This is a genomic window from Cryobacterium sp. PH31-L1 (assembly GCF_030063145.1).
Taxonomy (GTDB): Bacteria; Actinomycetota; Actinomycetes; order Actinomycetales; family Microbacteriaceae; genus Cryobacterium.
This window is the reverse complement of the sequence record NZ_JASISM010000009.1, coordinates 1-23,994: the sequence shown is the minus strand read 5'-3', so window position 1 is coordinate 23,994 and position 23,994 is coordinate 1. Positions and strand designations below refer to the sequence as shown.

Below are 23,994 nucleotides of genomic sequence, written 5' to 3'. Positions count from 1 at the left end.
CCGCCAGGTCAGTCTGCCTATCTAGCCTAATCCCATCCCGCCGGGCCATTAACACCCCATTGAGCGGCTAGCGTTCTTGGTATGCAGTTCTATGGAACGACGCCCAGCCACGATTTGACCTACTCTGACGTGTTCCTGGTGCCCGGCCAGTCGGCCGTCACCAGTCGGTTGGATGTCTCGCTGGCCCCGAATGATGGCACAGGTGCCTCGATACCTATCGTCTCGGCCAATATGAACTCGGTCACCGGACCGCGTCTGGCGGCCTCGCTGGCGCGGCGCGGCGGGCTCGGGGTGCTGCCGCAGGACATGCACCTGCAGGACCTGGACGCGGCCATCCGCTGGGTAAAAGACCAATCGGTTCGTTTCGACACGCCGTTCGTGTTCGCGCCCGACGACACCGTCGAGCGGGCATTGCGGCAGGTTCCGGCCGTTCCCGGGCAGGGAATCGTGATCCACTCGGGTACCGGGGACTACCTCGGCTGCATCGCGGCCAGCCGACTGGCCACCGCGCTGCCTGACGCTCGCCTCGGCGATCTGCTGCACGGTGAACTGACCGCGCTCGACGCCGATGACGTCGACGGGCCGCGTCGCGCGTTCGACCTGATGACCGAGGCCGACATCGACTTCGCCCCGGTACTGCACCACGGCATCGTGGTCGGAACCCTCAGTCGCAAGAGCGCCCTGCGCTCCACGCTGTACCAGAGCACCCTCGATGCCCACGGACGGCTCAAGGTGGCTGCGGCGATCGGGATCAACGGTGACGTCGCCGCGAAAGCCCGCGCGCTCGCCGCCGCCGGTGTCGACATTCTGGTGATCGACACCGCCCACGGCCACCAGGACGGCATGCTGCGCGCGCTCGGCATCGTCGCCGACCTGAACCTCGGACTGCCGATCGTGGCCGGCAACGTCGTGACCAAGGACGCCGTGAGAGACCTGGTCGGCGCCGGCGCCACCATCGTCAAGGTCGGCGTCGGTCCCGGCGCCATGTGCACCACCCGCATGATGACCGCCGTCGGTCGGCCCCAGTTCTCGGCCGTGCTCGAAACGGCCACCGCTGCCCGCGAACTCGGCGCTCACGTCTGGGCCGACGGTGGGGTGCGCTACCCGCGGGACGTGGCGCTGGCGCTGGCCGCCGGCGCAGCATCCGTCATGATCGGTTCCTGGTTCGCCGGCACCACCGAAGCGCCGGGCACACTCAATGCGGATGCCAGTGGCGCGCTGTATAAGGAAAGCTGGGGAATGGCCTCGACCAAGGCCGTACAGGCCCGGTTTGAACGGCTCGACGCCTACGATCTCGCCCGCAAGACTCTGTTCGCCGAGGGAATCTCGAGCTCGAAGATCTACCTTGATCCGCTGCGGCCGTCGATCGAGGACCTGCTCGATATGATCACCTCGGGTGTGCGCTCCTCGTTCACCTACGCCGGGGCCACCACCGTGGCCGAATTTCACGAGAAAGCGCTCGTGGGCATTCAGTCGGCGGCCGGCTACGAAGAGGGCAAGGCGCTGCCCGTGTCCTGGTAGCGGCCGGCGGTATTTCGCGGGGGCAGCATCCATTTTGTCGCCGGGCGCGTGTCAGAAGTGCCCGGTATACTCGGAGGAATAATGGATGACCCTCCCACCGCTGAACCCTCCTCTGATAAACCCTCGCCGCTAGGAGCTGGCGGTGTTGCCTGTGTCTGAGCTGATCATGCTCGGGTTCGGCCTCATCCTCACCGTCGGAACGGGCCTTTTCGTCGCCAGTGAGTTCGCCCTGGTGAATCTCGACCGCGCCGACCTCGAAGCGCGACAGGATCGCGGGGAGACCCGCCTCGCCCTGACTATCTCCGCGCTGAAAATCACCTCGACGCACCTCTCGAGCGCGCAGCTGGGCATCACCCTTACCACCCTGCTCACCGGTTACACGATCGAGCCGGCCCTGTCGTCACTGCTGCGCGGCCCGCTCACCGCGATCGGGCTTCCCATCGATGTGGTTCCGGTGTTCGGCACCACGATCGCCATAGTCACCGCGACTCTGGTGTCGATGGTCATCGGCGAGTTGGTTCCGAAGAACTTCGCGCTGGCCCTGCCCATTCAGACCGCGCGCCTGGTGATCCCGTTTCAGACAGTGTTCACGACGGTGTTCAAACCGGCCGTGCTGCTGTTGAACAACAGCGCCAACGGTCTGCTGCGCGCCATCGGTATCGAGCCTAAAGAAGAACTTTCCGGCGCCCGCACCGCCGAGGAACTCTCCTCGTTGGTGCGCCGTTCGGCCAGCGCCGGACTGCTCGAGAAAGACACCGCGACCCTGCTGCACCGCACGCTGCTGTTCTCCGGACACGATGCCTCCGACGTCATGTCGCCGCGTCCGCGGGTGGCGAGCATCCACCGCACCGATTCGGCGCAGGCCGTCATAGACCTCGCCCGCTCCACCGGCTACTCGCGGTTTCCGGTCGTCGACGAAAGCGTCGACGATGTCGTGGGCATCGTGCACGTCAAGCAGGCCGTTGCTGTGCCGCGCGCCCGCCGAGCGGATGTCCCGGTGTCGGCCCTGCAGACCGACCCGGTTCGCGTGCCGGAGACCATGAAGCTCGATGACCTGCTCGGCGAGCTGCGCGGCCGCGGCTACCAGATGGCGATCGTCGTCGACGAGTACGGCGGAACCGCCGGTGTCGTCACCCTCGAAGACCTGGTCGAGGAACTGGTCGGCGAGGTGGCCGACGAGCACGATCGGGCTCGCGCCGGCGTCGTGCGCTCGCCTGACTCCCTGACCTTTCCCGGCATGCTCCGGCCAGACGAACTTCTCGAACGCACGAGCGTGGTCGTGCCGGAGCAGGGCCCGTACGAGACCGTGGCCGGTTTCGTCATGAGTGAGCTGGGCCGGCTGCCGGTGATCGGTGATCGGGTGCCGGTCAACGGCGGCTTCCTCACCGTTGAGCGGCTGGAGGGGCGCCGTATCGACCGGCTGCGTTTCACTCCGGAGGCTGTGCCGAAACCCGCCCTGGCCGTTGACACCAAATCCGATCGAAATAAGGTGAGCGACAAATGAGCGACTGGGCTGGACTTGCCTGGTTGGTCGTGCTGCTTGCCGCCAACGCCTTCTTCGTCGGGGCGGAATTCGCCGTCATCTCAGCGCGTCGCTCGCAGATCGAACCGCTCGCCGAAGCGGGCAAGCGCAGCGCGAAGACCGCGCTGTGGGCGATGGAACACGCGACACTGATGCTCGCGACCTCGCAGCTGGGCATCACGGTGTGCTCGCTGCTCATTTTGAACGTGTCAGAGCCGGCCATCCACCATCTGCTCGAGGTGCCGCTCGGCCTGACCGGTCTGCCGGACGGCGCAATCGGCACTATTGCGTTCGTCGTTGCGCTGCTGCTGGTCTCCTACCTGCACGTTGTGTTCGGTGAGATGGTGCCGAAGAACCTGTCCTTTTCGGTGCCGGACCGCGCCGTGCTGCTGCTCGCGCCGCCGCTGGTGTTCGTGGCCCGCGTGTTCAAGCCGCTCATCGTGACACTGAACGCTTGTGCCAACGGTGTGTTGCGCCTGTTCGGAGTGCAGCCGAAGAGCGAGGCGACGAGCGCGTATACCCTCGACGAGGTTGCCACGATCGTCACCCAGTCCACCCGCGAGGGCGTGCTGAGCGACGGAACCGGAGCGCTCAGCGCCGCGTTCGAGTTCACCAACCTCAAGGTGCGCGATGTGGCGGTCTCTCTCGGCAAGCTGGTCAGTTTGCCGGAATCGGCCACGCCGGCCGACGTCGAGAAGGCCGTGACGCGCCACGGATTCTCCCGCTACGTGCTCGCCGATACTGAGGGGTATCTAACCGGCTACGTGCACTTGAAGGACGTGCTCGACCTCGATGTTGCCTCGGCGTCGGCCGATGCGGCAATGCTGGCCGTGCCGGACAGTTACGCGGGAAGGATCCCGGCCAAGCGCATCCGTGCCCTGATCTCGATCTTCGAAGACACCGACCTCGAAGACGCCCTCGCCACCATGCGGCGTTCGGGCGCGCACCTTGCACGGTCCTTCACCGCCGAGGGCGAGACCACCGGGGTGCTCTTTCTAGAGGACATCATCGAGGAGCTGGTCGGCGAAGTGCAGGACGCCACCCGCCGCGACTAGCCCCTGCTGCTGGACCGGGCCCCGTCCGCTCAGGCGTGCGCGCGCCAACGGCAAGCGGATGCCGCTCCCTCCTCGCCAAGACGCCGACGCGGGCGTAAAGTGTTCCCTGAAAAATGCACATTCACCTAGGAAAGTGCAGAAAGGGAAAGCTCATGTTAAGCCAATCGGAAACCTACTCGGTGCTTCCCGCGCGCGATCTGGCGCGGGCCCGGCGCTTCTACAAGGACGTGCTCGGCATGGAGCCCGAGGAGGAACGCGTGGAGGGGTTGCTCTACCGCACCCCGAAGGGCGCCGCCATCATGGTGTACCAAACCGAGAATGCCGGCACCGCGGCCAACACCGCGATCGGTTTCGACACCGACGACATCGAAGCCGAGGTTGCCGTGCTGCGCGGCCGGGGCGTCACGTTTGAGGAATACGATTTTCCGGGGTTGAAGACTGAGAACGGCATCGCCACGACCAAGGAGGATCGCGCGGCCTGGTTCAAGGACACCGAGGGCAACATCATCTGCGTGTCGCAGACCGTTGCCTTCGGCCGAAGCGAAGCGCGGGAGCGGGAAGGCTCGCAGAGCTCCACGATCAGCGACTGACCCGCCCATCGCCCGTGCCGTGGCGGTCGCCAATGGCGGCGGGGCGGCACGGCGAAGGGCCGGGCGGGGTACAGTGACGTCCGGGCGGTGGGCCCGCAAGCAGACCGAAAACGACCTATCGTTGAGGCATGGTGAAACCGCGCGGCTGGCTTGAATGGGAGGCCGAACAGGCCCGCGACTGGGTCTACCGGCCCCAGGCCGGCGACGACAAGTATTCGCGCGGCGTGCTCGGCGTGCGCACCGGCTCCAAGGAATACCCGGGTGCCGCGGTGCTCGGCGTCGACGCGGCCGTGCGCACCGGCCTCGGCATGGCACGCTACCTCGGCCCGCGCCGCGCTGCCACCCTCGTGTTGCAGCGCCGCCCGGAGATCGTGACCGTGCCCGGTCGGGTGCAGGCCTGGCTGCTCGGCTCCGGCATCAATGGCAGCACCAGAACGAATGCCGTCACCACCGCCCTGACCGAAGCCCTCGCCGAGGGCCTGCCCACCGTCATCGACGCCGGCGCCCTCGACCTGGTGTCCCGGGCGATCGGCCCGACCGTGATCACCCCGCACGCCGGGGAGCTGGCCGCCATGCTCGCGGACGAGGCCAAGCCCGGTTCGGCCTCCCAGATCGCCGCGAACCCCGGGGAGTGGGCCATTCGCGCCGCGCGCCTGTTCGACGTGACGGTGCTGCTCAAGGGTGCCGTCACCCACGTCGCGTCGCCGTCGGGCGCCCGGCTGACCGTGTCGACCGGGCCGGCCTGGCTGGCCACGGCCGGCTCCGGCGACGTGCTCGGCGGCATTCTCGGTGCGCTCCTGGCCACCCACTCCGACCAGCTCGAAACGGATGCCGCCTCCCTCGCACCCCTCGCCGCCACCGCAGCCCTCCTGCACGCCGAGGCCGCGATCCTGGCCTCCGCCGGCGGCCCGATCGCGGCGCTCGACATTGCAGATGCCGTGCCGCGGGCGGTCGCCGCGCTGCTCGATCACGGGATCGACCCGGGCCCGCGCTAGGCGCGCAGCGACCCGCTGCGCGCCGATCGCGACGCTCAGTACGAGCACAGAACCGCGGCGACGAGCAGCACCCGTATTTTCAGCACCAGCACGGCTAACACCCGCGGCTCCAGCCGGGCGTCTGCACGACGAACGCCCCGGGCAGCACCGCGAACACCAGCGCGCTGAGATAGCCCAGCAGAACCGCGCTCACGGTCTGCTGGTGGCGAAAGGCACGGCGGCCGAGCTTGACGTCGCTGTTTCTGCCTGACCGACGGTCAATTCGACGAAACATAACGGATACCCCCGGCTGGTCCCGCCTCCCGGCCCGCTGGCTGTGCGAAAGTAAAGCGTGCGAATTCACGACGAGACCCGCAGCGGTCCGGGACCCCGGAGGCATCCGCTCGCCGCACTGTGGTCGGCCTTCGCGCTCGTGCACCTGCTGCTGATTCTTCTGGCCGTGTTCGGGCCGGGCTATCCGCTCGGCGACGTCGAGGTGGTCTACCGCGGCTGGGCCGAGAACGCGGCCGCCGGAAGCATCGTGGGAATCACCGAGAACTTCGTCTACCCGCTGCTCGCCCTCGTGCCCATCCTCGCCGCGTTCGCCTTCGGCGGCCCGGCCTACCTCGCAACCTGGTTCGCGCTGGCGACCGCGCTAAACGCGGGGGCCTTCGCCGTGCTCGTGCGCGCACACCGCACCGCGGCCTGGTGGTGGCTGCTCTTTCTGGCGCTGCTCGGCCCGATCGCGCTCGCGCGCATCGACGCGATCACGGTGCCGCTCGTCATCGTGTCCCTGCTCTGGCTGCGCCGCCGCCCGTTCTGGGGCACGGCCCTGCTCACGATCGCGACCTGGATCAAGATCTGGCCGGTCGCTGTGCTCGCCGCCCTGTTCGTGGCGTCGAGACTGCGCTGGCGGATGCTCGGGGTCGCCGCCGCCGTCACCGCGGCGGTCGTCGTCGTGGCCGCAGCCCTCAGCCTGTCCAGCGGCAACGGAATCCACGTGCTCAGTTTCGTGGCCGAACAGGCCGGCCGGGGGATCCAGATTGAATCGCCCGTCGCCGTGCCCTGGCTCTGGCAGGCCGCCCTCGGTGTGCCGGGCAGTTTCGTCTATTACGACCATCAGATTCTCACCTTTCAGGTGGCCGGCGCCGGCACCACCGCCCTGAGCGCCCTGATGACCCCGCTGCTGGGGCTCGCCGTCGTTGCCGTGTTGCTCCTCGGCGTGCGCGCCCAACGTCGGGGAGCGGGCTGGCTCGGGGTGCTGCCGCCGCTGACGCTCGCACTGACGGTGACCCTGATCGCGTTCAACAAGGTGGGGTCGCCGCAATTCATCAGCTGGCTGGCCGCACCGATCATTCTGGGTCTCGTGTTGAACGGCCGGGCCTGGCGCACACCGGCGCTGCTCGGGCTCGCGCTCGCCGGCCTCACCCAGGTTGTCTACCCCTACCTGTATGACTGGCTTCTTGTGGCCAATCCGCTTCTGGTGTTCGTCCTGACCGTGCGCAACCTGCTCGAATTCGTGCTGCTCGGCTGGGCGCTCTGGGAGCTGTACCGACTCACAGCTCTGGCCGAACCCGCATCCGCTGATCAAATCGCCCAATCTCACCACTACCTCTAGGGAGCCACCATGCTCGTCGCATTCTCCGTTGCACCGTCCGTCGCCGCCGACTCACAGGGGTCCGTGCACGACGCGGTCGCCGCCGCAGTGCGGGTTGTTCGCGAATCCGGCCTGCCCAACCACACCGACTCGATGTTCACCACCATCGAGGGCGCATAGGTGCCGTTAGGGGACATGACCCGAGGGGCAGTGTAAACGCGCTAGCTCTCGCCGAGAGCCTGCTCTAGGCGTTCAATTTTCCCGGTCATCTCCCCGGAGAAGCCGGGTCGAATATCGGCCTTCAGCACAAGCGAGACCCGCGAGCCGTACTCGCCGACTGCTTCGGTCGCCCGACGAATGACTTCGAACACTTCGGGCCAGTCACCCTCGATGGTCGTAAACATCGAGTCTGTGTGGTTGGGGAGTCCGGACTCTCGAACAATGCGCACGGCGGCGGCAACGGCATCGTGAACGGAGCCGTCGACGCGCCCGGTCCCGCTGGGGGCAACTGAGAAGGCAACTAACATGCCCCCATTGTGCCCCTGATTCGAAGGAAACGTCACGTCGGCATGCAGGCGGCGGCGCTCGCCGGGTCGACGAAGGGGAAAGGGCTCGATCCTCCAGACCCACGCGCACAGCGTGGCGCTATGCCGTAACGGTATTGGAAGGTGCCCACCCCGGGGGTCCCCCCCCCTGTGGGTGTCGTTGGTGTGTTGTGTGAAGCTCCTGTGCCTCAATCCAATAGATTCAGGTCATGACAGTAGCCGGGGAAGATTTAGTCGTTGAAGCCCTTGCGGCTCTCGGATGCGTCGACAGAGGCGTGATTGGGGCAGCGGGGGGACAGAAGGCCGTCAGGTTCGTTGAACGCAATAATCAGCCGTTTGTCCTCAAGGTCGTCGCTGTAGATTTCGCGTCACCTGAAACCCTCAAGCGAGCGGAACGTGAAGTTTCGTTGTTACTAGACCTCCACGTGGAAAATGTCGTTCAGGTCGCCTCTCCCCTGGTCGAGTTGGGGTCGCCAGTTCGCGGAGCAGCCTGGCTGGAGGAATATCTAGACGGGGAGGATCTCACCGCATACCTCGGTACTCCGTGGCCATGGGAGCAGGCCAAGGATATGGCAAGGCAAGTCGCCCTGGGCGTCGCGGCAGGGCATGCCAAGGGCGTGATCCACCGCGATCTCAGCTCCAACAATGTAAGAAGGTTGAGCAACGGGGCCTACAAAGTTCTTGACTTTGGGTTTGCTAAGCACACGTTGCGTTCGGGGCTCACTGTTGCGGGGCAGCCAGGAACCTATAATTTCCTCACGCCAGAGCATCTGAATAGCTACAGTGGGGGGCCGATGCCTGCTTCAGACGTCTTTCAGATTGGCGCACTGTTGTATTTCGCGCTCTCGGGCAGGCTCCCTTTTCCTTATGCCGGAGACGAGCCAGAATACTTTAATCGTCTGCACAATGGCGAATACCCAGACATAGGGGATTTGCGGGAAGATTTAAGCGCGGATGCTATTGCTCTCATTCGACGAACACTTCACAAGCAGCCGGCTCGGCGGTACTTGAATGGGGAGAGACTGGCCGCCGCGTTGGACGACATCTCGTGACGACGATGATCGAAGATAGTCCGCGCGCCCTCGATACGTGGACGGTCCAAGCCGTCGAGGCGGGGAGTTCGTCAGGGGCTGTACTTACTCCCTGGGCAACCTCCCGCGTGCATAGGGGCGGGGTGGGAGTTAAACCTGGCATAGAGAAACGAGCTGAAAAGCTTCGTGAGGCAGGGGTTGATTACTGGTTTGACCCAATGACACATGCTCTACAAATGCCCGGCGTCGGTGACTACCGCTACTATTCGGGATATAGCCTTTGGGGCGGTCCCCAAGGTGATATTACGGATCCCGCCTACCGCGATGAACATATTCGTCGCGTATTTCATATGCAAAAGACGCTGGAGGCGCCTCTCCTTGCCCCCACAGTTCTGCTGCACACAGGGTTGAGCAATACCAGTTCGCTGGCCCTCGAACTCTCCCGAAATTGTCGTGACCTCGGGGAAGCTGTCACTTTAAGCATTGCCGGGAGTGGAAGTTTCTGGGCAAGCAAGAGCGATCTCGACGCCCACATCGGCTCGCTCGTCGCTCTCGAACCTGCTGGATGGTTTATTACTTTCACTCACCCGGGCGAGGATCTGCCACCGAGCTTTACAGCTGAAGAGATTGCTGGGGTCTGTCGGACCGTTCGCGCACTCAGCGAGTACGCCCAGGTTTATGTCTCACACGGCGACTTCGCTGCCTTGCCTGCCGTTGCCGCTGGAGCCTACGCCGTCGGAACGGGCTGGGACAAGCGACAGAGAATGAGTCGCTATGGTGACTACGGAGCACGGGAATCCGGCGGGCAAGCGCGGTGGTACGCGCGTCCAACGCTCAAGGGCCTCCTAGGGACGTTGAGTGTCAACGAGGGAGCGCTGTTGCTTGCCCAAGCGCCAAGACTCGCTCAATCGCTTGGCGGGCTTCCAGCACCCGGCCCGGGTGAAGCCTTCCAGCACCATGTTGCACAGCTTCAGTCCGCGGTCCATGACCTGGCAACCGCGGGCGGGTACGAGGACCGTTATCTAAAGCTAGATGACATGTATTCCGGCGCGAAAGCGGCTTGGGCGCTCGTTTCGTCACGAACCGGAATTCGAAACCATGCGGACAAATGGATAGACCCGCTGCAAGCGGGGCTTCGAAAATACGGACACTCAGAGGGGTGGAAGTAGATCGCCGCCGAACGTTGACGCTGCGAAGGCCTCGGCGGCTTGTATCCGGCGTGCGGGCGCAACATGCCCGAGCCTCGGTCTGAGCACCCAGGTGCCGTCGACCACGAGACCACCCCGGTCATGGCGTACCTCCGGGGTGAGGCGCGTCAAGACTCGATCTGATAACGGACCCATAACAAGCACATAAGCATCCGCCCAAACGCGATAAGTGCGGACCTGCTTCAGCGCCGAAGTCCAGTCGTCTACTTTTGCTTCGATGGCATAGACCCGACCTAAGGTCCCCAATCGCGCATCACGCACGAATCGTTGGTTTCCGACGCCCTTGATCGCACCCAGCCGCAGGAGCGAGACTATGCGACGCTGCACGGTGGTCGGTGGCCAGCCTAGCTGTCGTGCAATCCACTCAACAGGCCGACCTGTGGTGGCGTTCAAAGCAGCCACGATCCCGGCGTCAATTTCATTGGTTATCGGCGGGATCGGTGCAGCGTGGCGCTCAAGTATTTGAGACGGGTCTCCGGTGAGCGCTGTAAAGTCAGGAATTCCAATTGGGCCGTTCAGTTCGCGGACGACAGTGAGACCCCGACGAGCACTTGGAAGTGACTTTGCGGCGGAGAGCGCTGCTCCATGCAATTCGCGTTCTTGTTGCGGCTCGAACCGGCGTCCAGCGCGGGAAACTGCTGTGTCCATGACCAGCATAGGAACCACAGCACTCTCTCTCTTTGGGAATTTGCTCGGGCCAGCGAGAGGTCATCGATCCGTGCTCGATGTACCTGTATTTCGTAGTGAGTCTACGACAATTAGCCTCGAATCGGCGCTGAACTCTCGCCGCCACGATTGTCCAACACCTGACGGCACAGGAGTCACTACGGGCAGGCAGTGCTGGGCCAAAAGGCGCTAGGCGGCCAAAAGTGGGCGGTTGGCCGGGCTGTTCAACGTCTTGACAATGGTGGAGGGATACCACCTGCCACCCGCCGCCGTGGGCACGTTATCGCCGGTGAGCGCGTCGGCGATAGCTTGCAAGGTCCGGCCCTCGGCGCGGAGGCTGAGGATGCGTGCCACGGTCGCGGCGGGTAGCGCCGAACGACGACCCTCATCCTTGCCCCAGACGACGCCCCGATCTCGGCGGGCTTCGTGTTGGCGCTTCACGCGCTGCGAGATCATGCCCGACTCATATTGAGCGAACGCGGCGCACATTGTAAAAAACATGACCCCAGCGGGAGTGGAGGTGTCAACGTCCGTTGTAGTGACCACGAGCCGCCACCCCTGTTTGGTTGACGCGGTAGCGATTTCGAGGAGATGCTGAGTGCTTCGAGCGAGCCGGTCAATATCAACGGCATAGAGGGCTTGAGCTTTACCGGACTTCAGGCGGCTCATGGCCTCGGCGAGCGCCGGGCGTGCAGCATTGCGCCCTGATCCTGTCTCCGTGATGACCTCGACGACGTATCCGGCCTTCTCGGCGGCGGTGCGCAGGATAACGGGTTGGCTGTCGACGCTGTGCCCGGTCTTCGCCTGGCGGCCAGTCGATACCCGAACGTAGAGCAGCGCGAGAGGGGCGGGATCGGGCGTTTTCGTCATGCCACAATCTTAACGTCATACACGTTTGCAAGCAAACCTGTATGGCCAAGACAAAACGTGCAAGCGACTTGGCACCCGAACACCCGGCCTTGGCGGTTCGATAGGGTCTGATCATGCCCATAGTCAACCGATCAGCAGTATCCATTTGGGCGCTCGCCGCCGTTGTACTGCTCGCAGGGTGCTCGGCTTCTCCGGAGCCCGCGCCAGAGAGCGCTTCTGCGGCGCCAACGGTTGAGACGTCGTCGCTCAGCGACGCCGAACGGATCGCCCAAGCCAAGCAGCTGGTCAAGGACGAGCTACCTGACGCGCCGATCTGGGAGGGCATGACCTTTGTCGGCGTCGTCGTAGACGGCACAGAGGTATGCGTAGATCGGAATTGGGGGCCAGGCGGCGGGCCGGGTGAAATTGTCGCGGGAGCCGTGGCTGGCTACGTAATCGTTACATCTCCCGGGGGCGATCTTGGCGAGCCGCAGACAGGAATCTGCGCCGACTACGCTCCTGCCGCAGACGTACCCGCCACTCCGGTCGACGTACCCGCCAATGTCGAGGACGACCCCGGCCTCCTCGTCAGTACTGACTTTGGCGACGACTGGCCGCTGACTACGCCCTACGTCGTCGTCCGCTGCGAAGAGAAAACCGTCGACGGGCGGTCTCTCCAGCTTGTCACTCTCGACACGCCGGACGGGACCGAGTACGCCGTGAATGGCACTGCACGCGACCACACGGACTGGCCGGATATCTCGCCAATTTGGGCAGCGGACCCCGACGTTGATGGACTCAAAGTGGACATTTCCCCCGTGATCGACGCGGGCCTCGGGCTCTGCTAGGCGCACGCTGAGCTCGGGTGACGGCGCTCGCCGCATACCTCGTGGGCGCTCGCGTGCATTCCGGTGACGAAGTGACGGTTCTAACGTCACTTCACTATTCTTTAGAAGAGAGAGAGCTCTTTATACTGGAATAGGGAAGTGACGCAAGTTCCGTCACTTCGTCACCATTCGGCGTCACCGGCGGCGTTCTGTGCTTGAGAGGTCACACGCGGGCAATAGGGGCATCCGTTGCTCCACTGTGTATATCTACAGTGAAAGCCTGAACGTCGCTCTACGCCCCCAGTGAGGCCCTGCGGAAGCCATGGAGGCGTTCCTCGTGGGCACGTTGGAGTGCTTAGCGTCCTGCGGAGGTCTGCCTAGTGTTCACGTTCGGCGGCAGCACGCTCTTGGGCGGCGAAGTCGAGGGTTACCCGAGTCGGGTCCCAATAGCCCCGGCGCGCGGCAGGGGCGAGATTGATCTCGACGCCGGAGGTGCGAAGAACCCGCCGCCGACCAGCAATGTCCTCGCGCGCCCATGCTTCGGCGAACGTCTCGCCAGTATCTACCATTTCGACGATTGGCTCCGTGGGCAGTGCTGCCAGTCTCTCGCGCTCTGCGCGTTGCAGCATCAGGCGTTCGAATAGGACAGGGAGGTCGGCGTCCGCCGTGCGGAGGCGTTCGGTTGTATCTCTGATCGCTTCCTCGACGCCCGCTAGGCCCGCAACCTCGCGAATTGAGGAACGAGCCTCGACGACTCCAAAGGTGCCGACGACGGCGAGGAACTGTCGCGTGACCTCGCCCTCGACGCGCTCGCACTCCACCGCGACGCCCCGCGAGCAGACTTGGCCGCGGGCGGCGGCTTGGCACGCATAGATTGGCTTGCCGGTCGAGCCCTTTCGGCTTTTGACTACGAGGGGACCGCCGCAGCCCGGGCAAGCGAGTAGGCCAGATAGTAGGCGCGTGGCTCTCTTGCGAAGCCCCTCCTTTGTTTCGGCTGATCGTCCCGGCGTGGGGGTCCAATCTGTGATTTCGCGGAGGCGCTCGACTTCGCTGAGAGCCAGTAGCGGCGTCCAGGCGGTGACGGGGAGGCCCACATCGTCGCGCAGTAGCTCGCCGTTGATCTTCACTCGCCCGAGAGCCGAGTCGGAGCGGAGGATGCGCTGAATCGACGTGGGGCTCCAGGTTTCCGAGCGGCGCGGAGCGATTCCCTCGACGTTTAAACGTTGAGCCACGGCGTAGACGGAGGACCCACCGAGGACCTCGTCGGCCATTCGCCGGACGACGGCGGACTCGTCGGGGTCGGGCTCCAGTGCCCGACCCACTCCGTCGGGGTGAAGCACTGAACGGTAGCCGTAGGGGCGGACGCCACCGGGCCAGCGCCCGATCTGCCGCAGGTGCGCTTGAGACGCCGAGACGCGGATACCTATTGTCTTAGCTTCCATGCTCGCGAACACTTGGAGAATCTCGATCATCGCCCGACCCATAATTGAGGTCGTGTCTAGGTTCTCGGTCGCCGAGATAATCTGGAGGCCGTCGTCGAGCAATACGCCAACGTCGACGACCGAGCGGACCAGCCGGTCCAGTCGCCAGACCATGACGGCATCAGCCTCGCCTGCGGCTATGCGTCGGCGGACCTCGTTGAGGCCGGGCCGGTCCAGTCGGGAGCGCGTTGCGGAGACGTCGACGTCTTCGACAATATCGACAAGCTCGAACTCGCGGGCGTCGCACGTTTTCCGAATGATCTCGCGCTGTCGCACGATTGACGTGCTTTCCTCCCGGGAGGCCCTCGACAGGCGGGTGTAGCCAATAACTCTCATGAGCCCACGATAACCCCTAACTCCACCATCGAGGGCGACTGGGACGAAGTCTTTGCCGTGATCAAGGCGGCGACCGAGGCGGTGGGCGCCTTCGGGCCGCGCGTATCCCTGGTGCTGAAGGCGGACATCCGCCCCGGGCACAGCGGTGAGCTGACCGGCAAGCTCGAGCGCCTCGAGGCCGCCCTCGACGAGTAGCTCTCTCGTGCGAGCACGCTCGGGCTTAGGCTTGACGCATGCCCCTCACTCCTGACGGGTCGACGCAGCTGTCGTCGACCCGTATTCGTCTTGCCCTGTTGGCCCTCGCCCTGGGTGGTTTTGGCATCGGCGCGACCGAATTCGTCGCCATGGGTCTGCTGCCGAACCTCGCCGCCGATCTGCTGCCCGGCCTGTACCAGGCCGCACCGGATGCCGCCAACGCGCAGGCCGGCTGGCTCATCTCGGCCTACGCCCTCGGTGTCGTTGTCGGCGCGCCGACGATCGCGGCGTCAGCGGCCCGCTGGCCGCGCAAGCAGTTGCTGCTCGCGCTGCTGACAGCATTCACCCTCGGCACCATCGCCTCGGCCCTGCTCCCGACCTTTGAGACCGTGCTCGCGGCCCGCTTCCTGGCCGGACTGCCGCACGGCGCCTATTTTGGCATCGCCTCACTCGTCGCCGCCCACCTGATGGGCCCGGGCAAGCGGGCCCGTGGCATCGCGATCGTGCTGAGCGGCCTCACCATCTCCAACGTGATCGGTGTGCCGGCCATCACCTGGATCGGCCAGATGAGCGGATGGCGCGTCGCTTACCTCGTCGTCGCCGCCATTTTCGCGCTCACCTTCGCGGCCGTCGCCGTGTTCGTGCCGTTTCAGACCGGCAACCCGAAGGCCACCATGCGGGCCGAACTGCGGGCGTTCGGCAAACTGCAGGTGTGGATCACCCTGTCGATCGGTGCGATCGGTTTCGGCGGACTGTTCGCCGTGTACACCTACGTCGCCCCGCTGGTGATCGAAATCACCGGGCTTCCCGCCGCGGCGGTACCCCTCATCCTGGTGGTGGTCGGCCTCGGCATGACGGTCGGCAACTTCGCCGGGGGAGCGCTGGCCGACTGGAGCGTGCGGCGCACGATGTACATCTCGTTCGGCGTGCTCATTGTGGCGCTCGTCACCCTCGGCCTGTCGGCGCAATTCCTGGCCGGGTTGCTGGTGGGCGTGTTCCTGGTGGGGGCGGCGGCATCCGCTTTGTCACCGACCATTCAGGCCCGGCTGATGGATGTTGCGCATGAGAGCCAGTCCCTCGCGGCGGCGCTCAACCACTCCTCGCTCAACGTGGGTAACGCGCTCGGCGCGGCCCTCGGTGGTGTGGCCATCGCGGCGGGGTTCGGCTATCTCGCGCCGGTGTGGATCGGCGTGACTTTGAGCGGGCTGGGCGTGCTGCTGACCCTGCTCACCTTCACCATCGACCGCCGGCGCCGTCAGCTCGGCCACCACGTGCCATACGGAACGCAACTCATCCCGGTGGTCCGCAAGCGTTAAACAACGCTGACCGCCCCTCATCGAGAAGGCCGGTCAGGTTTCAGACGAACTATCAGTCGGTCTGCAGCAGGATGCCGTCGTGGATGGCTCGCTTGCGCAGCGCGACCTTGGTTCCGACGTCGTATCCGGCGAGACGGTACTTCTCGCGAATGCGCTTGAGGTAGCTCTTGGCGGTCTCCTCAGAGATGCCGAGCTGGTAAGCGACGGCCTTGACCGGCTCGCCGGCACCGTAGAGCGCCATAACCCGGCGTTCCTGGGCGCTGAGGCGCGGGCCTTCGACGTTCTCAGTGGAGTTGAGCGCGTAGTCGAGCTCGGCCGAGATGTACGACTTGCCGTTGTAGGCGGCGCGAATGGCGTCGACGATCATGCTGGCTTCCTCGCTCTTCACAAGGTAGCCGAGTGCGCCCGCCGCGAGGGCTTCGCGCACCAGGGCCGGTTCGGAATAGGTGCTCATGAGCACCGTCTTCACGCCGGTCGTCTTGAGCGTGGAGATTTTCAGGGACACCGGAATGTTGTCCTTGAGGTCGAGGTCGAGCAGCACGACATCCACCGGAAACTCGGGATGCGTCAGCAGCTCGGGCCAGGTGGTCACCGCCGCTACCATCTCGATGTCATCAGCGGCGCTGCGGATCCACTCGGTGAGGGCACCCAGGAGCATCCTGTGGTCATCGACCAGGGCTAAACGGATGGGACGGTCTGTTGTCGTCATTTTCTGCCTCCTACTGGTTGCACCTTATCGCCTAAATCCCTAATACTAGGCATCCGCGGGATTGTCGACACTGCACTCGATGTCTACCCGCAGGCTTCCGGTCCGATTTGAGTCCACATGTGGGCCGACCGCACGAATCGCCTGCCACGTTTCGGGATCGACACGCCGCCGGGCGACCCCCGTTGTAGTCAACTCGATGGGAAAACGCACCTTGCGGTGCTGACCCGCCCCATGTGTGGGGGCAATCGGTCCAAGGCGCAGCGAAACGGATGCCCCCGACCTGGCCGTATCCCCGATCAGCAGCCAAATTGTCAGCAGAAGCCCATCCCGTTGCGGCGGCGAGAGCAGTCCGGCGAGACCGGCCGGATCGCTGAGCGCGACGACCGGGCCGAGAAATTCGCTCTCGGTGATGGCGTGGTGCAGCCAGGTTTCGGTGCGTCCCTCGATCAGGTGCAAGCGCAGTTGGGTGGCCAGGGAGGCCGCAGTGGTCGCCGTCGAGGGCGCCAGCGGCAGTGCGGTACGGCCCTGGGCCACGTCGTCGAGCAGGGTCTCGGCGTCGAGGTCGAGCCGGGCCAGCTGCTCGGAGGCGAGCATCCCCACCGCGAATCGCGGCTGGGAGACCGTGCTCTGCACCAGAACGAGATCGAGTTCGCGCTGCACCATGCGCCGAAACGCCTGCACGATGCTCGCACCGACCAACGGTGGCGCGACCGCAAGAGCAATTGAGAGAATGTCGGGGCCGAGGGTGAGCAGGTCAGTGCGCGTTTCGAACAGTGTCGCCGCGCTCATCGTCAGACCGAGGGCCACGGTAGCCATCGTGATCTCGCCGGTCTCGCGCAGGGTCACGATCGACAGCAGAAACGCGCCGACGGCGGGCGCTGCGGTTGGGAAGTCTCCCGCGCCGGTCGCGCCCCAGGCTCCGGAGAGATCCAGGGCCACCACGACCGCACAGGCTCCGAGGGCGGCCAGGAACAGCCAGAGCGGCAGGCGGGAGGCCAGTTTGTGCACCGCGAGGTGAACGGCCACCGCGGTGACCAGCAGAATGACCCAGGCCAGAATGCTCAGCACCGGCGCGTGCGCCGGGTTCCATTCAATGATCAGGCGCGCGAGCAGGAACAGCGCGATGAAGGCTCCGCTGATGCTCATTCCGATACCGAGGTGACGGGCGCCCAAACCGTTCTGGTCCGACCGGAAAACGGTGATGCGGCCGTCTCCGCGCAGAAGCGTGCGGGGAAATCGCAGCGGCAACAGGTCGGCTCGGGTGCGATGCGCAGCGGATGCCGGTGGCCAGCTGCGCTCGGAGGATCCGCCGAGCAGACGCGAACCCACACCGCGGGCCCGCGGGTGGGTGGCAATGGGGGCGGTATCGTTGAACTGGCTCACTTGGGAACCTCGAGCACGACCGTGGTTCCGGCGCCGGGCGAGGAGAACAGGCGAGCGTTGCCGCCGACGTCCCGAAGCCGGGCAATCACCGATTCGGCGACGCCGAGGCGCTCCGACCCCACCTGGCCGAGGTCGAAGCCGACCCCGGTATCGGTGACCATCGCGCGAACGGTGCTGGCGTCATCCGTTATAGTCACGTCGGCGTGGTCGACACCGGAGTGACGGCGCACGTTTTCGAGGCACTCAGAGAGAGCCAGCAGAAAGGAATCGAGGACGCTACTGGAGAGCTGCACCTGCCCGCTTCCGTGCCAGTTGACGGTGAGGCCCATGCGTTCAAAGCGTTGGCGCACGGCGTCGAGGGTGTCGCCGAGGGTGAGCACCGACGCCGGTTCCAGGCTGTAGACCCCGGAGCGACGTGGCGTCGGCAGACCGCCGAGGCGCAGCTGGCGCAGCAGCCGGGCGTCATCACCGGCCTGCTTCTGCAGGGCCATCGGGCTCACCCCCACGCCGGAGTGGGCCAACAGGGTGAGCGTGGCGAGCACCGTATCGTGCAGCAGGCGGGCATCCTGGCGGCGCTGCGCCTCCAGCTCGCTCGCGTGACGCTCGGCCCGGTGGGCGCGACCGATGGCGGCGATGCGGTGCATCACCCGGGGCACGCTCTGCGCAATCCACCAGGCAGCGAGAGTGAAGGCCAGCCACATGCTCACGGTCAGCGCCAGCAGCACCGCGCGGTCGGGCGCATCGACGGTCACGACGGCCACACTGGCGATGGTCACGGCGAAACTCCCCACGAGCAGAAGGATCCGGCGGGGGCTGGTCAGCAGCATCGCCGCGACCGCGCACATCGGCGCGGTGGAGACCATGCCGATGACGCTCTCCTCGATCAGGTTCAGTGGGACACCCGGATGGTTGGCGAAGCCCACGATGAGTATGATCGCTTCCCCGCTGATCAAGGTCAGAACGGCCCAGCGCAGAGCCCCGGTGCTGCCGAGCAGGTATTGTCCAGCGGCCAGAAACAGCACGAGCACGAGACACCAGAGGCGTGCGTCTGCTTCCAGCCCGCCGGGCACCAGAAGGCAGGCCAGCGTCGTGGCCGTACCCACGAGCCCGGCCGCCTGCACCGCTCTGCGCAGGAGGCGGTCGCGCTCCTTGAGGATGCGTTGCATGGGGGCCTGTCCGGTTTGGAAATGAACGTGTTCTATCAGCACCATACCGGGCGACACACGCGCGGACTCGCCCTAGTGCAGCACCCGTCGAATCTGGGCGCCGATTGCCTCGTTCTCAATGAGGAAACCATCGTGACCATAGCCGGATTCCAGCACGACCGCGGTGGGTCCATCAATATTGTTGGTCAGATGCGCGGCGATGGTGCGCTGGCCATCGACCGGAAAGAGACGGTCGCTGTCGATTCCGACGACGACCGAGCGGGCGGTGATTCGGCCCAGGGCGGCCGCGACGCCGCCGCGACCGCGACCGACATCATGGGAGTTCATTGCTTCGACCAGCACGATGTAGCTGTTGGCGTCGAAGCGTCGGGTGAATTTGTTGCCGTGAAAGTCGAGGTACGACTCAACGGCGAAGCGGCCGTTGGCGCCGAGCGGACTGATGCCGCTCTGCCAGCCCCGGTCGAAGCGGGCGTTCAGTTCGGCCGGGCTTCGGTAGTTGAGCAGGGCCATTCTGCGGGCCAGGGCCAGCCCGCGGGTCGGGCCGTCGCCATCCGCTTCGTCGTAATAGTTGCCGGCGCGAAAAGCCGGGTCGGTGCGGATGGCCTCGATCTGCACCGAGTTCAGGGCGATCTGGTCGGCGGTCGTGACGGGCGGCGCGGCCAGGATGATCAGGCGCTCGACCCGGTTCGGGGTCTCGATCGCCCATTCGAGGGCGTGCATGCCGCCCATGGAACCGCCGATGACGGCCGCCCAGCGGTCGATGCCGAGCCGGTCGCTGAACATGCGCTGGGCGCTGACCTGATCGCGAATGGTCAGATACGGAAAGCGGGTGCCCCACTCCAGCGCGTCGGGCGCGAGCGAGGCCGGCCCGGTGCTGCCCTGGCAGCCGCCGAGCATGTTCGGTGCCACGACGAACCACCGGTCGGTGTCGATCGCCAGCCCGGGGCCGACGATGCCGTCCCACCAACCGCCGGTCTCCTGACCGGGGCCGGGAGCGCCGACCACGTGGCTGTCGCCGGTGAGGGCGTGCAGCACGAGCACGGCGTTGTCAGCGGCGGGGCTGAGGGCGCCCCAGGTTTCGTAGGCGAGGCGGGCGGCCGGCAGACTGCCGCCGGCCTCGAAGCTGAGCGGGCCGAGGTTTTGAAACTGGCGGTGGCCGACCGGGTCACCGTCGCGCCAGGCTCCGGTCGCCGGGGGTTTGCCAAGGACCGAGCGCGCCTGGGCTTCGGTGATGAAGCTCGACGGGACCGTGTCTGCTGACGATTGCCATTCCATACAGGTCCATTCTGTCGGTCGAATGAACCGCCCGGGCGCATGTTACGTCGTACGCCCGGGCTGGATCGTCTCTAGGCGTCGGCGCGGTCGCGCTTGACGACCGCGCGGGCAGCGGCCAGGCCGGCCTCGAGGTCGGCCTTGAGGTCGACAACGTTCTCGATCCCCACCGAGAGACGCACCAGGCCGGGAGTGACTCCGGCGGTGAGCTGCTGCTCCGGGGTGAGCTGCGCGTGCGTCGTCGACGCCGGGTGGATCACCAGGGAGCGCACATCGCCGATGTTGGCGAGATGGCTGAACAGGCTCAGGTTGTCGACCAGGGCGCGGCCGGCCGAGACACCGCCCTTGAGTTCGAACGAGAGCACGGCACCGACACCAAGCGGAGCGTACTTGTTGGCGGTGGCATACCAGGGGCTCGACGGCAGTCCGGCATAGTTCACCGAGGCGATGTCGTCGTGGTTGTCCAGCCACTCGGCGATGTCCTGGGCGTTCTGCACGTGGCGTTCGATGCGCAGGCTGAGCGTCTCAATGCCCTGGATGAGCTGCCAGGCGCTCGCCGGGGCGATGGCACTACCGAGGTCGCGCAGCAGCTGCACGCGCGCCTTGATGACGTAGGCGATGCCGTCGCCGACCGCGGTGGTATAGCTGGCACCGTGGTACGACGGGTCGGGTTCGGTCAGGCCCGGGAACTTCTCCACGTTCTTCGACCACTCGAACTTGCCGCCGTCAACGAGCACGCCGCCGATGATGGTGCCGTGGCCGCCGAGAAACTTAGTGGCCGAGTGCACGATGATGTCGGCGCCATGCTCGAACGGGCGAATCAAGTACGGGGTGGCGATGGTGTTGTCGACGATCAGCGGAATACCGGCGGCGTGGGCGACATCCGCTACCAGGGAAATGTCGAGAACGTTGATGCGCGGGTTGCCGATGGTCTCGGCGAAGAACAGCTTGGTGTTCGGGCGCACCGCGCGCTGCCATTCGGCTGCGTCATCCTGGTCTTCGACGAAGGTGACTTCGATGCCCAGCTTGGCCAGCGTGTACTTAAACAGGTTGTAGGTTCCGCCGTAGATCGAGCTCGACGACACGATGTGGTCGCCGGCCTGCGCAATGTTCAACACCGCGAAAGTGGATGCCGACTGGCCGCTCGACAGCAGCAGGGCCGCGGTTCCGCCCTCGAGCGCCGCGACGCGCTCCTCGACGACGGCCTGGGTGGGGTTCTGGATGCGGGTGTAGATGTTGCCGAACTCGGCCAGCGCGAACAGGTTCTGGGCGTGCTCTGCACTGTTGAACACGTACGAGGTGGTCTGGTAGATCGGAGTGGCCCGCGCGTTGGTGACCGGGTCTGGACGAGCGCCGGAGTGAACCTGCTTGGTCTCAAACTTCCACGATGAAGAATTGTCGGTCACGATAGCCTCCGGGTCATTCAGCGCGGACTCTCCAGCGCTCTGGCCCCGAGCATAAAGATGCCCGAATGGCCGTGCAAGAGCGGGCGAAACACAACGTCATGTTCTCACGGGCGGCTACGTGCGATCGCGCTGCGGCAACACGATCGTGCCGGTCGGCGTCGCTTCCCTCGGCCGGAACAGCCAGCGTGCCCGCGGCTCGACCAATGGCCGGAACAGCCTCCGCACCGGGGGCAGCGACAGCACGACCCCGATGGCCACGCTGAGCACGATCATGCCCGGCAGCACCCACCCGGGCTGGGGCCCGTCGAGCAGGCCGGACTCGCGCAGCGGGTAGAGCACAAAGGTGTGCAGGAGATAGATGTACATGGTCGCGCTGCCGAGGCTGGTGAACCAGGTGGTGCGCCGCGGAATCAGCATCAGAAACGCCATGATGAGGGCAAAGGCGAGCACCATGACGACTAAGCGGATGCCGCCGGCCCACCACGAGGAATAGTCGAACGTGGCATACGACTCGTCGTACAGCAGGAAGCGTCGCACCTGCAGGGCGCGCAGGGTATCGATGTTGAGCGCGATCAGCAGGTACAGCACGGCGAACAATCCCAACGCCCCGGCCCGCCAGCGCCACACCATGGCGGTGCGCAACTCCAGCCAGGTATCGGTCAGCAGCCACTGGCGCAGCTTCCAGCCGAACACGAAAAACGGAAGGAGCCCGAGCGTGCGGGCCAGGGTGAAGGTTCCGTCGATGGAGGAGATGTAGCCGGCCCCGATCGAGATCAGGATGCTGATCGTGAGGGGATACCGCAGCAGCACGAGGTAGGGCAGCGCGATGCGCCACACCAGCAGCGCGAGCAGAAACCACAGCGTCCAGCTCGCGGTGGAGTAATCGAGCACGAATTTTCCGCCGAGAATCCAGCGGATTGAAGTCCAGACTGTTTCGAAGATGATGTACGGAATGACGAGGTCGGTGAGCAACCGGTGCATCTGCTTCGCGCCCGGCGGGCCCGACTTCGCGAAGTAGCCGCTCACGGCGACGAAAACGGGAACGTGGAAGGCGTAAATAAACAGATACAGCGTGTATGCGGCATCCGCTTCACCGATGAGTTTGAGAATGGCGTGCCCGACCACAACGAGGGTGATCGCGAGCCAGCGAGCGTTGTCCCAGAGGGGAAGGCGACGCTTCGGCGGGTCAGTGGTGATCGGGTCCAATGCGCTCATTGAATCCATTCTCCCGCCAGAATGGACAAATGAGTACTCGACGCGTGGTTGTGACCGGAGCAAGTTCAGGAATAGGAGCGGCGACAGTTCGTCTGTTCCGGCTTCGAGGCTGGGATGTGGTGGGCGTCGCGCGGCGAGCCGACCGCCTCGCTGCGCTGCATTCAGAAACGGGAGCGGATGTCTTCACCGCCGACCTCACGGTGCAAGCGGATGTCGATGCCCTGCGCGACTACTTGGCCGAGACCGGCCCGGTGCACGCCCTGGTCAACAATGCGGGCGGCGCCAAGGGACTCGACACCGTCGAGGCCGGCAGTATCGCCGACTGGTCCTGGATGTTCGAGATCAACGTGCTCGCTGTCAAGCGAGTCACCACGGCCATCCTGCCGCTGCTGCGCGCCGGCATCGACTCCGGCGCGGGGTCGGCCGACATCGTGACCGTCACGTCGATTGCCGGGCACGTGGCCTACCTCGGTGGCGGCGGGTACAACGCCGCCAAGTTCGCCGCTCATGCGATGACCGAGGTGTTGCGTCTCGAGCTGTCGGGGGAGCCGATTCGGGTGATCGAGATCGCGCCGGGCATGGTCAAAACGGATGAGTTCGGTCTGGTTCGCTTCGACGGCGACGTCGACAAGGCGTTCGCGGCCTACGACAACGTTCCCGATCCGCTCTCGGCCGAGGACATCGCCGAGACGATCGTGTCGAGTGTTGAGCGCCCCGCGCACGTGAACCTCGACCTGATCGTGATCAAGCCGGTCGCCCAGGCGGCCCCGACGCGGATCGCCCGTGGCCCCCTGACGGTGCGCGAGTAGCAGCGCGTTCCGCGGCTACCAGCGCGTCCCGCGGCTACCAGCGCGTCCCGCGGCGTCGGCGGGTCATCCGCTCCTCGCTCAGACATCGGGGTGTTCCGGGGTTGCTCAGTGGGAAGATCGCGAAGTTCACGTCAGCACCGAACATCGCTGTCTCTTATACACCTCTGACGCTGCCGACGACATCCTCCGGGTAGATCGCGGTGGTCGCCGGATCATTAAAAAGCGGGGGGGGGGGGGGGGGGGGGGGGGGGGGGGGGGGGGGGGGGGGGGGGGGGGGGGGGGGGGGGGGGGGGGGGGGGGGGGGGGGGGGGGGGGGGGGGG

At 65.5% G+C, this 23,994-nt stretch carries 22 protein-coding genes and 2 pseudogenes; 13 read left to right on the top strand and 11 right to left on the bottom strand.

Going from position 1 to position 23,994, the window contains the following annotated elements; all coding sequences use genetic code 11:
• The first annotated feature begins 81 nt into the window (after positions 1 to 81).
• The 5 genes from guaB1 to QMF22_RS15650 all read left to right on the top strand — a co-directional run bounded on the left by guaB1 (position 82) and on the right by QMF22_RS15650 (position 5,683).
• Positions 82 to 1,521 carry a GMP reductase gene (gene guaB1 / locus QMF22_RS15670; protein WP_283455310.1) on the top strand — a complete coding sequence of 480 codons (1,440 nt, stop codon included), beginning with the start codon at positions 82 to 84 and terminating at the stop codon, positions 1,519 to 1,521.
• A gap of 166 nt (positions 1,522 to 1,687) precedes the next feature.
• Complete coding sequence (locus QMF22_RS15665; RefSeq protein WP_283455383.1) at positions 1,688 to 3,025, top strand: hemolysin family protein; 1,338 nt, start codon at positions 1,688 to 1,690, stop codon at positions 3,023 to 3,025.
• Complete coding sequence (locus QMF22_RS15660) at positions 3,022 to 4,098, top strand: hemolysin family protein (RefSeq protein ID WP_283455308.1); 1,077 nt, start codon at positions 3,022 to 3,024, stop codon at positions 4,096 to 4,098. The genes QMF22_RS15665 and QMF22_RS15660 overlap by 4 nt, the downstream gene beginning before the upstream one ends.
• Before the next feature lie 152 nt (positions 4,099 to 4,250).
• Positions 4,251 to 4,688, top strand: a complete 438-nt coding sequence (locus QMF22_RS15655) for a VOC family protein (RefSeq protein WP_283455306.1) — start codon at positions 4,251 to 4,253, stop codon at positions 4,686 to 4,688.
• Between the two features lie 128 nt (positions 4,689 to 4,816).
• Positions 4,817 to 5,683 (top strand): ADP-dependent NAD(P)H-hydrate dehydratase, encoded by an 867-nt coding sequence (locus tag QMF22_RS15650; protein WP_283455304.1) that lies wholly within the window; start codon positions 4,817 to 4,819, stop codon positions 5,681 to 5,683.
• A 94-nt stretch (positions 5,684 to 5,777) separates the two neighbouring features.
• On the opposite strand, the gene QMF22_RS15645 is transcribed toward QMF22_RS15650, so the two are convergent.
• Positions 5,778 to 5,957, bottom strand: coding sequence for a hypothetical protein (locus QMF22_RS15645; RefSeq protein WP_283455302.1), 180 nt, complete (start codon positions 5,955 to 5,957; stop codon positions 5,778 to 5,780).
• A 57-nt stretch (positions 5,958 to 6,014) separates the two neighbouring features.
• Here QMF22_RS15645 and QMF22_RS15640 point away from each other — a divergent pair, with 57 nt between their 5' ends.
• Together QMF22_RS15640 and QMF22_RS15635 are read left to right on the top strand one after the other, a co-directional pair.
• Positions 6,015 to 7,280: a glycosyltransferase 87 family protein gene (locus tag QMF22_RS15640; protein ID WP_283455300.1), complete on the top strand. Its 1,266-nt coding sequence runs from the start codon at positions 6,015 to 6,017 to the stop codon at positions 7,278 to 7,280.
• 9 nt (positions 7,281 to 7,289) lie between these two features.
• A pseudogene (locus tag QMF22_RS15635) lies at positions 7,290 to 7,433 on the top strand (thiamine-binding protein); the annotation flags it as partial.
• Between the two features lie 47 nt (positions 7,434 to 7,480).
• Here the strand turns inward: QMF22_RS15635 and QMF22_RS15630 are convergent.
• Positions 7,481 to 7,786 carry a thiamine-binding protein gene (locus QMF22_RS15630; RefSeq protein WP_283455297.1) on the bottom strand — a complete coding sequence of 102 codons (306 nt, stop codon included), beginning with the start codon at positions 7,784 to 7,786 and terminating at the stop codon, positions 7,481 to 7,483.
• A 227-nt stretch (positions 7,787 to 8,013) separates the two neighbouring features.
• Here QMF22_RS15630 and QMF22_RS15625 point away from each other — a divergent pair, with 227 nt between their 5' ends.
• Complete coding sequence (locus QMF22_RS15625; protein WP_283455295.1) at positions 8,014 to 8,856, top strand: serine/threonine protein kinase; 843 nt, start codon at positions 8,014 to 8,016, stop codon at positions 8,854 to 8,856.
• 122 nt (positions 8,857 to 8,978) lie between these two features.
• Complete coding sequence (locus QMF22_RS15620) at positions 8,979 to 10,004, top strand: hypothetical protein (protein WP_283455293.1); 1,026 nt, start codon at positions 8,979 to 8,981, stop codon at positions 10,002 to 10,004.
• Here QMF22_RS15620 and QMF22_RS15615 read toward each other — a convergent pair.
• Together QMF22_RS15615 and QMF22_RS15610 are read right to left on the bottom strand one after the other, a co-directional pair.
• Positions 9,987 to 10,691: a hypothetical protein gene (locus QMF22_RS15615; RefSeq protein WP_283455291.1), complete on the bottom strand. Its 705-nt coding sequence runs from the start codon at positions 10,689 to 10,691 to the stop codon at positions 9,987 to 9,989. The genes QMF22_RS15620 and QMF22_RS15615 overlap by 18 nt on opposite strands.
• A 207-nt stretch (positions 10,692 to 10,898) precedes the next feature.
• Complete coding sequence (locus tag QMF22_RS15610) at positions 10,899 to 11,579, bottom strand: recombinase family protein (RefSeq protein ID WP_283455289.1); 681 nt, start codon at positions 11,577 to 11,579, stop codon at positions 10,899 to 10,901.
• 113 nt (positions 11,580 to 11,692) lie between these two features.
• On the opposite strand from QMF22_RS15610, the gene QMF22_RS15605 reads away from it, so the two are divergent.
• Positions 11,693 to 12,406 (top strand): DUF2511 domain-containing protein, encoded by a 714-nt coding sequence (locus tag QMF22_RS15605; protein ID WP_283455286.1) that lies wholly within the window; start codon positions 11,693 to 11,695, stop codon positions 12,404 to 12,406.
• 356 nt (positions 12,407 to 12,762) lie between these two features.
• Here QMF22_RS15605 and QMF22_RS15600 read toward each other — a convergent pair whose 3' ends face one another.
• Positions 12,763 to 14,202 (bottom strand): recombinase family protein, encoded by a 1,440-nt coding sequence (locus QMF22_RS15600; RefSeq protein WP_283455284.1) that lies wholly within the window; start codon positions 14,200 to 14,202, stop codon positions 12,763 to 12,765.
• 21 nt (positions 14,203 to 14,223) lie between these two features.
• Here QMF22_RS15600 and QMF22_RS15595 point away from each other — a divergent pair.
• Positions 14,224 to 14,397 (top strand): annotated as a pseudogene (locus tag QMF22_RS15595) (thiamine-binding protein); the annotation flags it as partial.
• Positions 14,398 to 14,435: 38 nt separating this feature from the next.
• Positions 14,436 to 15,713, top strand: a complete 1,278-nt coding sequence (locus QMF22_RS15590; protein ID WP_283455282.1) for an MFS transporter — start codon at positions 14,436 to 14,438, stop codon at positions 15,711 to 15,713.
• Between the two features lie 52 nt (positions 15,714 to 15,765).
• On the opposite strand, the gene QMF22_RS15585 is transcribed toward QMF22_RS15590, so the two are convergent.
• The 6 genes from QMF22_RS15585 to QMF22_RS15560 form a co-directional block, all read right to left on the bottom strand.
• Complete coding sequence (locus QMF22_RS15585) at positions 15,766 to 16,422, bottom strand: response regulator transcription factor (RefSeq protein WP_092111590.1); 657 nt, start codon at positions 16,420 to 16,422, stop codon at positions 15,766 to 15,768.
• Positions 16,423 to 16,467: 45 nt separating this feature from the next.
• The gene (locus tag QMF22_RS15580; RefSeq protein WP_283455277.1) at positions 16,468 to 17,805 is read right to left on the bottom strand and encodes a hypothetical protein; all 1,338 of its coding nucleotides are present in this window, start codon (positions 17,803 to 17,805) and stop codon (positions 16,468 to 16,470) included.
• On the bottom strand, positions 17,802 to 18,971 hold the full coding sequence (locus QMF22_RS15575; protein WP_283455275.1) for a sensor histidine kinase: 1,170 nt from the start codon (positions 18,969 to 18,971) through the stop codon (positions 17,802 to 17,804). Before QMF22_RS15575 ends, QMF22_RS15580 begins: the two co-directional genes overlap by 4 nt.
• A 72-nt stretch (positions 18,972 to 19,043) precedes the next feature.
• Positions 19,044 to 20,246 (bottom strand): homoserine O-acetyltransferase MetX, encoded by a 1,203-nt coding sequence (gene metX, locus QMF22_RS15570; protein WP_283455273.1) that lies wholly within the window; start codon positions 20,244 to 20,246, stop codon positions 19,044 to 19,046.
• Between the two features lie 71 nt (positions 20,247 to 20,317).
• Positions 20,318 to 21,649: a bifunctional o-acetylhomoserine/o-acetylserine sulfhydrylase gene (locus QMF22_RS15565; RefSeq protein WP_283455271.1), complete on the bottom strand. Its 1,332-nt coding sequence runs from the start codon at positions 21,647 to 21,649 to the stop codon at positions 20,318 to 20,320.
• A 114-nt stretch (positions 21,650 to 21,763) separates the two neighbouring features.
• Complete coding sequence (locus QMF22_RS15560; protein ID WP_283455269.1) at positions 21,764 to 22,864, bottom strand: acyltransferase family protein; 1,101 nt, start codon at positions 22,862 to 22,864, stop codon at positions 21,764 to 21,766.
• 29 nt (positions 22,865 to 22,893) lie between these two features.
• On the opposite strand from QMF22_RS15560, the gene QMF22_RS15555 reads away from it, so the two are divergent.
• Positions 22,894 to 23,673 (top strand): SDR family NAD(P)-dependent oxidoreductase, encoded by a 780-nt coding sequence (locus tag QMF22_RS15555; RefSeq protein WP_283455267.1) that lies wholly within the window; start codon positions 22,894 to 22,896, stop codon positions 23,671 to 23,673.
• The last annotated feature ends 321 nt before the right edge of the window (positions 23,674 to 23,994 follow it).

Excerpts from the sequence above, each read along its gene's own strand:
- QMF22_RS15645 (WP_283455302.1), bottom strand. The coding sequence starts at position 5,957 with ATGTTTCGTCGAATTGACCGTCGGTCAGGCAGAAACAGCGACGTCAAG.
- QMF22_RS15665 (WP_283455383.1), top strand. The coding sequence starts at position 1,688 with ATGCTCGGGTTCGGCCTCATCCTCACCGTCGGAACGGGCCTTTTCGTC.
- QMF22_RS15615 (WP_283455291.1), bottom strand. The coding sequence starts at position 10,691 with ATGGACACAGCAGTTTCCCGCGCTGGACGCCGGTTCGAGCCGCAACAA.
- QMF22_RS15590 (WP_283455282.1), top strand. The coding sequence starts at position 14,436 with ATGCCCCTCACTCCTGACGGGTCGACGCAGCTGTCGTCGACCCGTATT.
- QMF22_RS15650 (WP_283455304.1), top strand. The coding sequence starts at position 4,817 with ATGGTGAAACCGCGCGGCTGGCTTGAATGGGAGGCCGAACAGGCCCGC.
- QMF22_RS15610 (WP_283455289.1), bottom strand. The coding sequence starts at position 11,579 with ATGACGAAAACGCCCGATCCCGCCCCTCTCGCGCTGCTCTACGTTCGG.
- QMF22_RS15625 (WP_283455295.1), top strand. The coding sequence starts at position 8,014 with ATGACAGTAGCCGGGGAAGATTTAGTCGTTGAAGCCCTTGCGGCTCTC.
- QMF22_RS15660 (WP_283455308.1), top strand. The coding sequence starts at position 3,022 with ATGAGCGACTGGGCTGGACTTGCCTGGTTGGTCGTGCTGCTTGCCGCC.
- QMF22_RS15560 (WP_283455269.1), bottom strand. The coding sequence starts at position 22,864 with ATGAGCGCATTGGACCCGATCACCACTGACCCGCCGAAGCGTCGCCTT.
- QMF22_RS15575 (WP_283455275.1), bottom strand. The coding sequence starts at position 18,971 with ATGCAACGCATCCTCAAGGAGCGCGACCGCCTCCTGCGCAGAGCGGTG.
- metX (WP_283455273.1), bottom strand. The coding sequence starts at position 20,246 with ATGGAATGGCAATCGTCAGCAGACACGGTCCCGTCGAGCTTCATCACC.
- guaB1 (WP_283455310.1), top strand. The coding sequence starts at position 82 with ATGCAGTTCTATGGAACGACGCCCAGCCACGATTTGACCTACTCTGAC.
- QMF22_RS15655 (WP_283455306.1), top strand. The coding sequence starts at position 4,251 with ATGTTAAGCCAATCGGAAACCTACTCGGTGCTTCCCGCGCGCGATCTG.
- QMF22_RS15585 (WP_092111590.1), bottom strand. The coding sequence starts at position 16,422 with ATGACGACAACAGACCGTCCCATCCGTTTAGCCCTGGTCGATGACCAC.
- QMF22_RS15555 (WP_283455267.1), top strand. The coding sequence starts at position 22,894 with ATGAGTACTCGACGCGTGGTTGTGACCGGAGCAAGTTCAGGAATAGGA.
- QMF22_RS15630 (WP_283455297.1), bottom strand. The coding sequence starts at position 7,786 with ATGTTAGTTGCCTTCTCAGTTGCCCCCAGCGGGACCGGGCGCGTCGAC.
- QMF22_RS15605 (WP_283455286.1), top strand. The coding sequence starts at position 11,693 with ATGCCCATAGTCAACCGATCAGCAGTATCCATTTGGGCGCTCGCCGCC.
- QMF22_RS15600 (WP_283455284.1), bottom strand. The coding sequence starts at position 14,202 with ATGAGAGTTATTGGCTACACCCGCCTGTCGAGGGCCTCCCGGGAGGAA.